The sequence below is a fragment of the Paenibacillus sp. Y859 genome (genome assembly GCF_056786405.1).
Genome location: NZ_JBXCIZ010000003.1, coordinates 230,265 through 244,742, shown reverse-complemented (window position 1 = coordinate 244,742; position 14,478 = coordinate 230,265). Strand labels below are relative to the sequence as shown.

Below are 14,478 nucleotides of genomic sequence, written 5' to 3'. Positions count from 1 at the left end.
CCTCATCTATTATATTTGTGGCCATATATCCCTTGTTTCACCAATATCATAAGGTGTTTCTTGGTATACATAATAATTCAGCCAATTTGCAAACAATAAATTAGCATGTGACCGCCAGATTGAAGGTGGGACACGATCTGGATCATCATTCGGATAATAGTTCCTTGGAATTTGAATGTCCATTCCTTTAGCAATATCTCTTTCATATTCCCATCTTAATGAGAATGGATCATATTCAGAATGGCCTGAGACAAAGATCTGTTTACCATCTTTTGTCGCAACGAGATAAATACCTGCCTCTTCTGATTCGGACAATATTTCAAGTTCCTGAACACCCTCGATATCCTCACGGCGAACCTCCGTATGGCGGGAATGTGGAACATGGAATATTTCATCAAATCCTCTTAACAACTTCACATTTGGCTTATTAATCGTGTGTTGGAATACACCAAATATTTTCTCTTCCATATCCCATTTCGGAATACCAAAATGATGGTATAGTCCTGCTTGAGCTGCCCAACAGATATGAAGTGTTGATGTCACATGGGTCTTACTCCACTCAAATATTTCCAGTAGTTCTTCCCAATAGTTCACATCTTCAAATTCCATCTTCTCCACAGGTGCTCCAGTAATAATCAGTCCATCAAATCGGCTATTCTTCACTTCTTCAAACGTTTTATAAAATGCTCTTAAATATTCTTCAGATGTGTTCTTCGATACATGAGAGTCTGGATGTAGCAATACAATGTCCACTTGAAGTGGTGAGTTCCCCAGCAAACGGAGTAATTGCGTTTCTGTCGTTTCCTTAGTAGGCATCAAGTTAAGAATTGCAATACGTAGGGGACGAATATCTTGCTGGTATGCAAGGCTCTCATCCATGACAAATATGTTCTCTCCTGTGAGAATTTCTTTTGCTGGTAACGTGTCTGGAATCTTAATTGGCATTCTAATTTCACTCCTTCGGCCGAGGCCTCTCATCATTATTGCTAACAAAAATGACCTTATCCATAGGAAAAGTCCATAGGAGAAAGGTCATCATCGTTAATCTATGCGCCCTTCTCATCTCTCAAGAAGGATTCGCATGAACTTCAGCAAATCTTCCTGCAAGAATTAGCACCGTGCGTTATTCACGCCGGTTGCCGGGTTTCATCGGGCCTGTCCCTCCACCTGCTCTTGATAAGAAAAAACTCTTTAATTAGTCACTTCTAACGGTTATTAACCTTACGGATAAGATTATTCATCGTTAACTTGCTAATTAGTGTTATTCAATTGAAGTTCATTGTACATCATTGAAAATTTTGGATATGATCATAATTATACATGTTTTATTTACTTTCGCAAGATGAGAGTCATTTTTACGCTCTTTCCATATGCTATATATTAAGAGGTTGTTTTTTTTTCTTCTTGAAACGAAGTTTACGGACAGTTATACTAGACAAGTGTTACAACCAAATGATGAATAAGAGGTGAGATGGAAGATGGACGGTGACCCGAGGCCCAAGCTCTTTGGACTTGAAATGAAATTGCATAGGATTTGTACCAGCCTGTTGATAAAGGGGACTATTCATTCTTTCCATGCTCGATCAGTAACTCCTCTTACAGTAGATATACTACGTCGACAAAGCTGATCTCTTTCCTTTGCGTATAATTTACGTTACCCATGACAAATTATGGGATGAAGGAGTGAACCTAGATGAAAATTCGGTTAGTTAATTCAGGGGTGTTTACCCCTATTGATGATATTCAAACAACGCTTAGCCCTCCAAAGGATGGATTCTACTGGATTGATGCTGATTCAGTAGATCTACCCATTCTACAACCACTCTTTTCTTTACATGACTTAGCTGTAGAGGATTGCCTTAGTGAAGAAGAACAACGCCCTAAGATCGAAATATATGAAGATCATTATTTCATTGTAGTCAATAGCATTCGATTTGATGATGAGGAAATATTTCTGCGTGGTCTTAGCGTGTTCTTAGGTAGAAATTATATTATTACAGTTACGAATCAAAAGATAAATGAACTCCGCGTACTCAAACCTATTCTATGGGAACAAGAGGTTAGTGAACCAGACCGATTCCTGTATCTACTCATTGACTTAGTTGTCGATAACTACTTCACGGTAGGTGACCGAATTGAAGCCAAAATTGAAAAGTTAGAAGAAGATATTCTTATGCACACTAAGAAATCTCATTTGATTGAGATTATAGGACTTCGCAGTGAAATATTGTGGCTGAAGAAAGTGCTTGGACCACAGAAGGAAGTCATTAACATCCTCAATAAGAAGGACCTTCGATTGATCGATGACCAATTGCAGAAATATTTTAGCGACATTTATGAAAATGCAGTGAAAATCGCAGAAACCTTTGAAACCTATCGCGATCTTATGGGTAACTTACGTGAAGCTTACCAATCCAGTATCGCAAACCGTGCGAATGAAATTATGAGAGTGTTTACTGCAATTACAACCATCTTCATACCACTAACACTTATTACCGGCATCTATGGTATGAACTTTACTAATATGCCTGAATTAGATATGAAATATGGATATTTTATGATCCTCGCTATTATGGCGACGTTAGGTTTCGGAATGTTTCTAATTTTTCGTAAAAAGGACTGGATTTAATAAATTTGCAAAAGGACGAAGAATTCTCTCCTCTTAGAGAATTCTTCGTCCTTTTGTGTATCATGTTCAGCTGACGCTTCGTCTCATGATCTTATTTCGTCTAAATTGAATACGAATCAATCGTATACGTTCATACAATACGTCTATACTTCCTTTGCCCACTAAATCTTTATCTTCACCATATACTCTATGCAGAATCGGTTTCAACAGGGAATCCCCCAGTTCTTGAAATGCTGACCAAATGGCCGTCTGCTCTTCACTCGCCGTATCCTTGAGTTCACTTTGTAGTAGCGGCTCCGTATCATATCCCGCCTTCTCCAGCTCCTCCAAAGCTTCGATAATTTCTTTACGTGAAGACTCACAATCTCGTTCTAACTGCTCCAAGTTCTTCCCTTCTGATATCCCTCTCATAAGAGCACTTTGCATCCTAAATTGATTCAGCTCTTGTTTGTATTTCTGTTCCTTCTGCTTAAATACCCATGCCCTGTATACCTCTTCGTTTAATTCAGCATACACCCAGTTCAAAGGGAAGGTATGATTGCGTTCCACTTTAGCGGTAATCTCTAAGATTTCAGCCCCATACTCACTTGCCTTAGTCTGACCTACTCCTGGAAGTTGCTTCAATTCATCCACATGCTGAGGAATATAAGCACTGATTAGTCGCAGTAACTTATTACTCGCAATAAAATAGGGAGCCTTACGCTCAGTAGCTGCTCTCCTACGTCTCCATGTACATAATTCTGCATATACGCTCTCCTCTGAATGAAGTTCACTATAGCAATACAGCTTCTGAGCCGCCTGCCCCCGTGATGGAATCTCCTCATCTTCATGAAATACCCCCTCTATAATGGGGCGATATCCCTCACCAAGCTTAATTGCAAGGTCATGACGATAAATACAGAGGAGCTCGTGCCATGAACCACCTTCGTACCATGAAACATCATTAAATTCCCCGTCTATCAAGAGATCCCTCCATCCTAGATGCCAGACCCCTTCCTCCTCACCAATCCACACTTGTGCAACTAGTTCTTCAGCACTTCCAGATGCCTTCATCAAACGATTCATAAATACAATCTGCATCTTTAACACTCCTACATTCAATTCAGCATAACACGCAAAAAAAAGCACCCCTCTTACAATAAAGTAAGAGAGGTGCTTCCTCAGTCGAATCATGTTATCCTGTTATTACTATAATACCATATGCTACCATAACGTCAATCACATTATAGGGGTGGTTCAAAAAGTCATCTTTTGATCAAGCTTCCTCGATTGCTAGCCTTGCAAGTGCTAATGCACCACTTAGACCGGCATTGTCGCCTAATTGAGGAGAGACGATATATTGCTCTATGTCATTATGGATGGATGAATGCTGAACATAACCATTCAACAGACTACGAAGCTCACGATGAATAAGTGGATAAAGCTGTTGTTGCTTCATAACTCCACCGCCCATAATGATCTTTTGCGGAGATAATATCAATATATAATTCATTAATGCTTGTGCTAAATAATAGGCTTCCATCTTCCACGCTGGATGATCAGCACCCAATTCAACACCTTGTAATCCGGAGCGGCGACTGATGGCAGGTCCTGCTGCCAAACCCTCTAAGCAATCCGCGTGATAAGGACATGTGCCCTCATATGTATCTTCAGGATGACGGCGAACGATGATATGTCCCATTTCAGGATGTGATAGTCCATGTAGCATTTGCCCATTAACGACAGCACCAGCCCCGATACCGGTCCCAACAGTAATATACATACAGCTATTTAGTCCTTGTCCAGCACCCCATAAATGCTCACCAAGCGCTGCTCCGTTCACATCTGTATCAAATCCAATAGGTACATTAAACTTTGATTTCATATGACCAACAATATTGTACTGACTCCAATTCGGTTTAGGCGTCGTCGTAATATAACCATATGTCGGACTTCCCTTAATAGGATCAATCGGTCCGAAAGAACCTACTCCAATAGCCTCTACTTCTTTACCCGCGAAGAAAGATTCCACTTGAGCCATCGTCTCATCTGGGGTCGTTGTAGGAAAACTGACTCTTTCCTTTATTTGCCCATCCTTCGTACCTATTCCGCAGACGAATTTAGTGCCACCGGCTTCAATTGCTCCTAATAAACCCATAACAGAACCATCCCTTCTGATTACCTATTCAGATTGTTACCAAATACTAACGTATTGCTCAATGACCGCCCAGCTAGGGTCATGACTATCCCGCCACCATAAAGTGCCGAGGAAGCACCACCATCCAAATTCATAGCCTGTTTAGCGCCCATTTTCTGCATCACTTCGGCTCCAACCTCGAAGCGATCTGTCATCGATTTCATTGTTCCAGTACATATAAGTACATAGCCATTCTTCGGAATAGGGACATTATCATTCACTACTTTTTTCGTCACTACTCCATTCTCCATCACCACAGCAATGCCACCCTTAAATCCCACATAACTACCACGATCTTCTGTGTATAGGATGCTAACATTAGCATTAGCCGATGGAGTTCGGTTAACAAAGGAAACGTACCATCCAATGGGACTACCCTTTGTCCTGCTAACTGTACCTGTAAGGCTCATTCTAAGACTATCCATAAGTACGGTTCCGTCAGATTTGAAGCCAATTGTCGTCCCGGTGTTCCCTTCGGAATAGCAACCGTCTGTACAGTAAAGCTTTTCCCACTAACGGTTACCTTCTTCACGCCACTTTTAATCGTAGCCTTCGATGTTGCATATGAAGTATTCATGTTCCCTGATAGTAGAAAAGATAATACCGTTACGATCACTAGTGCTGGAATTACTACATGTCGTCCCTTAAATTTAAACGATAGAATCCTCACTTAGGATACCTCTAGCCCCATCAATTGACAGAGGCTTCTCATTTCAAGTTCTTCAAATTTAGATGCGACTAGATCATGATTCAATTCAAGTAAAGAGCTCTCTATTGAATACGCGACAGGTACAGCGCAATGAATTTCTGCAAGTCTACGTGATAAATGAAGCATATCAAGATCATTCTCTATCTTAGTACGTACACTCGCGGATAGTTGATCTAAGTTCTCAAGAATCCCCTCAATTGAGCCATATTCTTGAACAAGCTTTGTCGCTGTCTTCTCTCCTATCCCACGAACACCGGGATAGTTATCACTAGCGTCTCCCATCAAAGCCTTCATATCAATGATTTGACGAGGATGAAGCTCCTTTTCCTCGTATAAGGATTCTGGCGTATATACTTTATAATTGCCCTGTCCCTTTTTCATAATAATAACGCTTGTAGTTGGACTCACCAGCTGAAGCATATCATGATCCCCAGTCAATACCATGACATTCATTTCTTGACTAATTTGCGCTGCTAAAGTTCCAATACAGTCGTCCGCCTCATATCCTTGATAACTAATATTAGGAATTCCGAAACTCTCAACGACTTCCTTAATCAATGTAAACTGAGGAATTAGATCATCTGGTGCTTCTGAACGATTCCCTTTGTAAGCTGCATATTCCTGCGCACGAAAGGTAGGTCCACTCAAATCCCAACAACAAATAACGTGGGTTGGGTCAAATTTTTGTACTGCATCCCAGAAATAACGTACGAACCCATAAATAGCATTCGTAGGTACACCCGATTTCGTTCGACGAATATAACCGCTGGAAGCTGATGCGAAATACGCTCTAAATAATAGAGCCATTCCATCAACTAGCATAATAGATTGTTGTTTATTGCGTGTCACTCTTTTACCGCTCCTTATATATCTCTACTTCCGCACAGATGGCGGTGATACGATTAGTATAGCATAACTATGAATGACCTTGCGGTCTCATCAACCGCTCCAAACATTGGCATATTGATCTTCTTTGAACCCTAAAGTCACACTCTCTCCGTTAGTTACAATAGGTCGTTTAATCAACCTGCCATTTGACGAAAGAAGCTCGATTTGTTCCTCTCGGCTCATCTCACTAAGCTTGTCCTTAAGCCCCATTGCTCTATAGACATCCCCGCTTACATTGAAGAACTTCTTAAGTTCAAGCCCACTATGCTCCACTAATTCAGTTAACTCAGAAATAGTTGGAGGTTCTACAAAAATATCTCTGATCTCAGGCTCATGCCCGTTAGCTCTTAACCATTTCACTGCATTCCTGCATGTACTGCATTTGGGATATAGATATATTAATAGATTACTCATGTGTATTATTCCTCCTAGATCGAACGATTAAGTAATTGATGTCGCAGTGTTTCCATATCTAATGGCATAGGTGCCTTAAACGTCATCCACTCATGTAGAATAGGATGAATCAACGATAATTCATATGCATGTAAAGCTTGACGTCCTATACTCAGATCAAGATTTATGACATGATTATTCTCACTGCAACTGTCAGCATTTTCATTTCCTATACGATTATCCGCTTGCTCAACATCTAACGCAACATAAATTGGATGCCGGTATAATGAGTCTCCAATCAATGGACAGCCGATAGATGTCATATGAACACGAATCTGATGAGTTCGCCCACTTTCCAACTTCAAATTCACCATGCTAGCATCATGAAATTGCTCAGTCACCCAATACCGTGTCAATGAACTGTAACCTGTTGGTGTAACTATTCTGCGATGAGGATCCTCTGGATCTCTATCAATCGGACCGTCTATCATTCCTTCAGGTGAGCTAGGCACACCATGGACTATTGCAACATATTTCTTATCCACTTCGCCAGCGATCATCTGCTCAGAGATATGTTGATGGACATAGGGATTCTTCGCAATAACTAAGACACCCGTCGTTTCTCGATCTAATCTATGAATAGGCCTAAAACGATAATTCTTCCCTTGTTCAAGCCAATAATGAACGACTCCGTTCGCTAGCGTATCCGTGTAATGACCGTGTGTCGGGTGGACAATTCTACCTGCCTCTTTATTCACAACTAACAAGTGATCATCCTCAAATAAAATGTCGAAAGGAATGGGCTGCGGCAAAATGTCTTCCGAAGTTTCCTGCTCCATTCTAATTTCAACCACATCTCCATTCCTAACAGGTACGCTAATGTAAACTCTTTCACCATTCAACATAATTCCTTGCTCGGTATATTTCAAACGTGATAATAGTTTACGAGAAACATTCAGCTTCTTTTGCAAGAGCTTCTTCAATATCCAGCCATCTTCTTCAGGGGACACAACATGTGTGATTGGGTTATAATATTGACTCATTGTTCCGATTTAAATACCTTTTGGCTACGCACATATTCGATGTCTACTACTTCTTTGCGTGCATTTACCGTTCTTGCAATGACGAAGAAATAATCGGATAAGCGATTTAAATACTGACGTACATGCGGATTGATATCCTTCTCCTTGCCTAAAGTAACTGTTCTGCGCTCTGCTCGACGGCACACTGTACGACAGACATGGAGAGTGGAAGATAAGATGTCACCACCTGGTAGAATAAAACGCTCTAAAGGCGGATTCTCCTTCTCACAAGAATCCAGCCAAAGCTCCAAGCGTTCAACCAATTCGCCTCTCACTTTATATTTACTCTCGCTTAGCTTCACGAATGCTAAATCCGAACCACAATCAAATAACTCATGTTGGATCTCTAATAATTGTTCCTTCAGATCGACGAAGAGCTGATCTTCTCCCATGAGACTGATCACTTGCCCTACAAAACTATTCAGTTCATCAATCGTTCCATAAGCCTCAACTTGGTTATCATCCTTGATCACACGTCCTCCAATAACAGAGGTCTCACCCGCATCACCTGTTCGTGTATATACTTTCATTAGAATTCCTCCTACAATATTTACTTATTTCATCATTGCCTTCAATAATGCAATCGAACTCTCCATAGAATCTGTTGAGATTGGGATCGTAGCGTACAGACCTTCCCTCGCATAATTCAGATCCTGAAATACCTTCATCTGGGAGATAGGAATGGCAAATAGATGCGTCTCCATAACTACCTCATCGGTGTCCACGTCTATTACACCAGCTTCGAATACTCCCGCGGGGTATTTCTCAGAATCGAAATCCTCATCAAGTACGATATGGGTTCCATCTCTAGCATATAGCTTCATAATCGATTCAGGCAATATAAAAATCTCATGCTCCTTAGCTGCATATTCTATCATTACTTTTTGCTCATTATATATTGGCGAAGCAGAAACCTCGACCGCCAGTTCTTCTCCAACCTTTTCTTGTAATATCTTTTCTAGTGGCTCTCGAATACCGGAAGGATCCAAGTAATCATCTGTAATAAAGACCGATACCTTCCCATTTCCCTTCCCACAGCCTGCCAGCATGATCATACTGATCACAATAATAAGTAACTTTCTACCTAATCTCATTTTATTCCTCCTATCGCAAGTAAGATCAATATACCATATGTCAAGATCAACCCACAAAAAAAGGGCTCTCATCATGACGAGCCTTTCTGGATATGATTACTTTATTTGTTGGATGAGGAAATTCTCATATATTCATTAATTTTCAAGTCTAGCAAACTGCTAATTTCGATTACAATATTGGAAGTAAACGACTGCTCCTGAACAAATATCTGTTCCATCTGACTACGAAGTAAACAGATCTCATCTTCTAACGTACACTCTCTTTTTGAAGAGTCAATCGCTTGGCTTGACCATTTACCACGGATTTTTTCGGCGATATTACTTCCCCGATATGTGGGCATGTTATAATCAGCACAAAACAATTCAAATCCCTCCTTAGACCGTTCATTCTGATACTAAAGGAAGATTATAACATAGTTCATTCAAAATAATAGTGAATTTATTAATTGTTTATTTTATTTAGTACTTAGCCCTTTTTCAATTGCTCTACAAACTTACCTATTCGTTCCAGCGCCTCGTTCAATTGAGCTACCGATGTTGCGTATGAACAACGAAGGAATCCTTCTCCTCCGAGTCCAAAGACATTACCCGGAACAGCAGCTACCCTCGCCTCCACTAGCAATCTCTCCGCAAAATTGTCGGATGATAGTCCAGTATCTTGGATGCTTGGGAATGCATAGAAAGCCCCTTGTGGTTCATGACAATTGAGACCTATCTCGCGAAACCCTTGCACGATCAGACGTCTACGTTGGTTGTAAGATTCCAGCATCCGATCTTTCTCCTCCAAGCCATTGGTCAATGCCTCTAGAGCTGCTACTTGACCCATCACTGGGGCACACATGACTGTATACTGATGAATCTTTAGCATCGCAGCAATGAAATCCTCATGCCCGCATACATATCCCATCCGCCAACCTGTCATAGCAAATGCTTTAGAGAACCCGCTCACTAGTAACGTTCGATCTTTCATCCCAGGAATGGCTGCAAAGCTAACGTGTTTATCATCACTATAAGTAAGCTCTGCATAAATTTCATCAGAAATAACGATGAGATCATGCTTTTCAATTACTTTAGCGATGGGAAGCCAATCCTCATAGGTCATAATCGCGCCTGTCGGATTGCTTGGATAACATAGCATCAATACTTTCGATTTAGGTGTAATCTTCGCTTCTAGCGCCTCAGCTGTCAGTTTGAAACCATTCTCAGACGTCGTCTCAATCCCAACAGGAATACCTCCACCAATCGTTGTAATCGGCGAATAGGATACATAACACGGTTCTGGAATGAGTATTTCGTCACCTGGGACAATCAATGCTCGCAATGCTAGATCTATCGCCTCACTTCCCCCTACGGTAACTAGAATCTGATTTGAAGGTTCATAGGCCACTTGGAAATTGTCATGCAAGTATTGGCCAATTGCCTCACGAAGTTCAGGGGTTCCAGAATTAGAGGTATAACCTGTGCGGCCACGTTCTAGAGAGTACATGCAAGCTTCACGTACATGCCATGGGGTGACAAAGTCAGGCTCACCTACTCCCAGCGTAATAATATCCTTGTTACCAGATACTAGATCGAAAAATTTCCGTATGCCCGAAGGAGCGATATCCCTGACGAGCGGTGCTAAATAGCTATCCATTGATTTATTGTGTTTCTGCGCACGCTCTTCATTCAAGATCATCACGTTTACTCCTTCACGGGGAGATCATAAGTCGAGGTTCTTCTTCTTGTTCCTCGTATATAATCCCAGCTTGTTTATATTTTTTCAGAATAAAATTCGTCTTCGTAGATAGAACAGAATCGATCGTGGATAACTTCTCGGATACGAAATTTGCAACTTCTCTTAAGTTACGTCCTTCAACCTCAACAAGTAAATCATAGGCCCCGGACATCAGAAAAACAGATTTCACCTGAGGGTATAAATAAATACGTTCTGCAATCCCCTCGAACCCACGCCCACGTTCAGGCGTAATCTGCACCTCAATCTGAGCTGTTACCTTCTCATCTTCAACCTTACTCCAATTTACAACAGCAGCGTATTTCACAATAACGTGCTCACTTTCAAGTTCTGCTATAGCCGTTGCAACTTCCGCTTCATCGACACCAATAAGAGTAGCCAGTAAAACTGGCGTCATTCTAGCATCTTCTTTCAGAAGGTCTAGCACTTTCATTTCCAGTTCATTAAGTTCCTTCATAAGTTACCCTCCAGTGCTTGCTTTTTGTGGGCACTGATAATAATCAAATAACATACCCGCGAAAAAGAGATCAATTCATATAGTACAGCATTAAAAGGTTTATGCATAGAAAAAACTATCCTCATGGCATACCTTTCAAAAGCTAATTGATCATGTATATGATGCAACTACTTGAGTTGTGTCTTACCCACTTAATCCTTGAATAAGTCTTAAACGATCTTCCTCACATAGCGTAGTATGAACATGGAAACAACCTGTACATACATAAATGTCCACTGAGAATGGTGCATTCAATACAGATCCCTGCAGTACTGGCACCACAGCCGGATTCCAACCAGCGCCTGTTATTTGCTGTTGCCCAGTAAGCAACATAAATTCACGACAATGAGGGCATTCAGGCACTTCCTCCTGATGATCCAACACCTTTTCGACCATAGCTTCATAGTTCATTAGATCGTGACTACTCTCATATTTATCAAGCGCACGAAATGCAGGGGTCGTAGTCATCATATCTTGCTCCCAGAATGGCTGAATAGATTCGACTCTATTCACTGGTTTATCATAGGCTTGTGTGCTTACTTGTTCCTCTAGCTCATCCTCATCATCAAGACCGATGTTGAGTGTACGATACTCATTCAACTCATTCTGACAATGTGGACATTCATCCTCCGGACCTATTTCTTCATCCCATACAATTTCCGTCTGACACCATGGGCACACCGTTGTTTCCATGTCCTATTCCTCCTAGCTATTCTTCAAATATATAATACCCGCCGCAAAGAAAATAACAGCGGCCACAAATAATATACGTGCCAAATTCTTCATAGGATGATCCTCCTACTGCGGTACTTTTTAAAGTATTGATTTATTCCAACTCAACAACGGTAACTCCATTTCCGCCTTCTCCATAATTCCCTAGACGATAACTCTTTACATGCTTATGTTTGCGGAGATAGTCCTGAATGCCAGCTCGTAATATTCCTGTACCCTTACCATGAATAATATGGATCTGACCTAGATTACTTAAAAAAGCCTCGTCGATGAAATGATCGACCTCCATTAATGCCTCTTCTAGATTATCTCCACGCAGATCCAATTCAGTACGTATATTATCGTCTCTAGTTCGCTTGACCATCGTTACTTGCTTCTGAATTTGTGGTTTGTCTGACTTGTTAGCACTTAATAGTTCCAGATCATCCAAACTTACTTTCATTTTCATAATACCTAATTGTACTAGCGCTTCTTTGTTACCTGTTAGCTCAACAACAGTCCCCTTCTGGTTAAGACTATATACTTTCACATCATCACCTGGTTCAATCGTACGAGCTTTAAGTTGCATCTTCGCTGGGGTTTTCTTTCGTTGCTTCGGTTCCGCTTCTTCTAATTGTTTGCGTGCTGCAATCAACTTATGTTCTTTCACTGAAGCTCCTTCAGCCATAGCAAGTTCACGTAGTTCAGATATAATTCGTTCAGCCTCTGATCGAGCTTTGTTGATCACTTCCTGTGCATCAAGTTCCGCTTTCTCTAACAGCTTATCGCGTGATTCCGCAAGCTTCTCAAGCTCTCGCTGGTGGGTTCTTCTTAATACTTCCATCTCCATTGTAATCTTCTCAGCTTCTGCCCGTTCATTCTCAGCGCGAAGACGATTCTCTTCAAGAGATGCAATCATATGTTCCACCCGCATATCTTCCTCTTTCACTTCACCACGAGCGAAATCCAGTATATTCTGCGGTAATCCCAATCGCTCTCCGATAGCAAATGCATTACTTCTACCAGGAATACCGATCAGCAAGCGATATGTCGGACTTAATGTGTTCACATCAAATTCCATACTCGCATTAATAATTCCTTTACGTTCGTAAGCATAGGCTTTTAACTCACTGTAATGCGTTGTTGCGACCATCCGGCACCCAAACCGATGAATATGTTCCAGAATGGATATCGCTAGCGCTGAGCCTTCCGCAGGATCCGTCCCAGCTCCTACCTCATCTAGAAGGATAAGACTCTTCGTCGTCATCTGCTTCAGAATACGAATAATATTTGTCATATGACTGGAGAAAGTACTCAAATTCTGCTCAATACTCTGTTCGTCCCCAATATCCGCAAAAATAGCATCAAATACACAAAGCTGACTTTCCTCCTCAGCCGGTACAAATAAACCAGACATCGCCATTAGACTCAGCAGTCCAATCGTTTTTAATGTAACGGTCTTCCCACCTGTATTAGGACCTGTAACGATGATAGATGTATGGGCATTACCGAGCTCCACATCTAAGGGTACTACTTGATCCAAAGGGATCAGTGGGTGTCGTCCTTTTCTCAACTTTAAGTATCCACGATCATTCATTCTTGGCATCGTCGCCTTCATCACATGTGCCAATCTTGCTTTGGCGAATATGAAGTCCAGTTGTCCAACCAAATCAATATCAATCAGTAACATCTCCGCTTGATCGCCAACGAGAGCCGTTAACTTCTGAAGAATAACTTCAATTTCGCGTTCTTCCCTCATCCGTAATTCTCGCAGTTTATTGTTCATTGCCACGATAACCTCTGGTTCAATGAACATGGTTGCACCCGAACCCGATTGATCATGAACGATACCACCGAAATGAGAGCGGTATTCTGCCTTCACCGGGATAACGAAGCGATCTCCTCGAATAGTAACGAGTTGATCCTGTAGCATTTTTGAAACCGTTGAGGAACGAATCATCGAATCCAACTTCTCACGAATACGACTCTCCCCAGATCTAAGTTCTCTCCGCACTTGCCCTAGTTCTACACTTGCGGAATCCATGACCTCAGCACTTTCATCTATACATGATTTAATGGCATCTTCAAGAACCTTCTGTTCTGAAATCCCCTCGCTAAGATTGAATAATATCTCAACTTCTTCGTCCTCATGGATATTAGCAATGAATCGCTTAATACGTCTTGATCCATAAATAGTATTACTAACAGCAAGTAGTTCATGAGGATTCAATGTTCCTCCCAACTCTGCTCGCTTCGTAGGAGCTGTAATATCAGTAATTCCACCGAATGGAGGAGTACCTTTCAATCGATCTACGGTATATGCTTCATCTGTAGTTTTTAACAGCCGCAGAACAATATCTATATTGGTATCAGGTTTAAGTCGGTCAACGATCTGTTTCCCCATGCTTGTTTGGGTGTAACCCGAACATGTATTTAAAATCTTGCGATATTCCAACGTATGCAAAATTTTGTCGTCCAAGAGTGCTCACTACTCCTTTCAATCTTGCCTTTATTATAGCGAAATCACTCCGAATTCGCTATTCGTGAATCTTGCCATACATAATG

The 14,478-nt window shown here is 41.2% G+C and carries 16 protein-coding genes and 1 riboswitch; of the genes, 1 reads left to right on the top strand and 15 read right to left on the bottom strand.

Annotated elements, in window-relative coordinates; translation table 11 throughout:
• Positions 1–9: 9 nt before the first annotated feature.
• The gene (gene metA / locus AC1TO8_RS10155; protein WP_482055489.1) at positions 10–945 is read right to left on the bottom strand and encodes a homoserine O-acetyltransferase MetA; all 936 of its coding nucleotides are present in this window, start codon (positions 943–945) and stop codon (positions 10–12) included.
• A gap of 111 nt (positions 946–1,056) precedes the next feature.
• Positions 1,057–1,183: riboswitch (SAM riboswitch) on the bottom strand.
• 510 nt (positions 1,184–1,693) lie between these two features.
• Between metA and corA the strand changes: the two genes are divergently transcribed.
• Positions 1,694–2,629, top strand: a complete 936-nt coding sequence (corA, locus tag AC1TO8_RS10150; RefSeq protein ID WP_482055488.1) for a magnesium/cobalt transporter CorA — start codon at positions 1,694–1,696, stop codon at positions 2,627–2,629.
• 66 nt (positions 2,630–2,695) lie between these two features.
• On the opposite strand, the gene AC1TO8_RS10145 is transcribed toward corA, so the two are convergent.
• From AC1TO8_RS10145 to AC1TO8_RS10080, 14 genes are all read right to left on the bottom strand, one after another.
• Complete coding sequence (locus tag AC1TO8_RS10145) at positions 2,696–3,709, bottom strand: HRDC domain-containing protein (RefSeq protein ID WP_482055487.1); 1,014 nt, start codon at positions 3,707–3,709, stop codon at positions 2,696–2,698.
• A gap of 175 nt (positions 3,710–3,884) precedes the next feature.
• The gene (locus AC1TO8_RS10140) at positions 3,885–4,766 is read right to left on the bottom strand and encodes an ROK family protein (RefSeq protein WP_482055486.1); all 882 of its coding nucleotides are present in this window, start codon (positions 4,764–4,766) and stop codon (positions 3,885–3,887) included.
• Between the two features lie 20 nt (positions 4,767–4,786).
• Positions 4,787–5,230: a phosphodiester glycosidase family protein gene (locus tag AC1TO8_RS10135; protein ID WP_482055485.1), complete on the bottom strand. Its 444-nt coding sequence runs from the start codon at positions 5,228–5,230 to the stop codon at positions 4,787–4,789.
• Positions 5,212–5,475, bottom strand: a complete 264-nt coding sequence (locus tag AC1TO8_RS10130) for a hypothetical protein (protein ID WP_482055484.1) — start codon at positions 5,473–5,475, stop codon at positions 5,212–5,214. Before AC1TO8_RS10130 ends, AC1TO8_RS10135 begins: the two co-directional genes overlap by 19 nt.
• Positions 5,476–6,336, bottom strand: coding sequence for a 5'-3' exonuclease (locus AC1TO8_RS10125; RefSeq protein ID WP_482055670.1), 861 nt, complete (start codon positions 6,334–6,336; stop codon positions 5,476–5,478).
• 117 nt (positions 6,337–6,453) lie between these two features.
• Complete coding sequence (locus AC1TO8_RS10120; RefSeq protein ID WP_482055483.1) at positions 6,454–6,816, bottom strand: arsenate reductase family protein; 363 nt, start codon at positions 6,814–6,816, stop codon at positions 6,454–6,456.
• Positions 6,817–6,830: 14 nt separating this feature from the next.
• Positions 6,831–7,838 carry an RluA family pseudouridine synthase gene (locus AC1TO8_RS10115; RefSeq protein ID WP_482055482.1) on the bottom strand — a complete coding sequence of 336 codons (1,008 nt, stop codon included), beginning with the start codon at positions 7,836–7,838 and terminating at the stop codon, positions 6,831–6,833.
• Positions 7,835–8,407, bottom strand: a complete 573-nt coding sequence (locus AC1TO8_RS10110; protein WP_482055481.1) for a cob(I)yrinic acid a,c-diamide adenosyltransferase — start codon at positions 8,405–8,407, stop codon at positions 7,835–7,837. Before AC1TO8_RS10110 ends, AC1TO8_RS10115 begins: the two co-directional genes overlap by 4 nt.
• 24 nt (positions 8,408–8,431) lie before the next feature.
• Complete coding sequence (locus tag AC1TO8_RS10105) at positions 8,432–8,971, bottom strand: hypothetical protein (RefSeq protein WP_482055480.1); 540 nt, start codon at positions 8,969–8,971, stop codon at positions 8,432–8,434.
• Between the two features lie 101 nt (positions 8,972–9,072).
• Positions 9,073–9,333: an aspartyl-phosphate phosphatase Spo0E family protein gene (locus AC1TO8_RS10100; protein WP_482055479.1), complete on the bottom strand. Its 261-nt coding sequence runs from the start codon at positions 9,331–9,333 to the stop codon at positions 9,073–9,075.
• Positions 9,334–9,437: 104 nt separating this feature from the next.
• A complete protein-coding gene (locus tag AC1TO8_RS10095; RefSeq protein ID WP_482055478.1) occupies positions 9,438–10,649 on the bottom strand; it encodes an aminotransferase class I/II-fold pyridoxal phosphate-dependent enzyme in 1,212 nt (403 codons plus the stop codon).
• A gap of 13 nt (positions 10,650–10,662) precedes the next feature.
• Positions 10,663–11,163, bottom strand: coding sequence for an Lrp/AsnC family transcriptional regulator (locus AC1TO8_RS10090; RefSeq protein ID WP_482055477.1), 501 nt, complete (start codon positions 11,161–11,163; stop codon positions 10,663–10,665).
• Positions 11,164–11,346: 183 nt separating this feature from the next.
• The gene (locus AC1TO8_RS10085) at positions 11,347–11,895 is read right to left on the bottom strand and encodes a hypothetical protein (RefSeq protein ID WP_482055476.1); all 549 of its coding nucleotides are present in this window, start codon (positions 11,893–11,895) and stop codon (positions 11,347–11,349) included.
• Positions 11,896–12,028: 133 nt separating this feature from the next.
• A complete protein-coding gene (locus tag AC1TO8_RS10080; protein WP_482055475.1) occupies positions 12,029–14,392 on the bottom strand; it encodes an endonuclease MutS2 in 2,364 nt (787 codons plus the stop codon).
• Between the last annotated feature and the right edge of the window lie 86 nt (positions 14,393–14,478).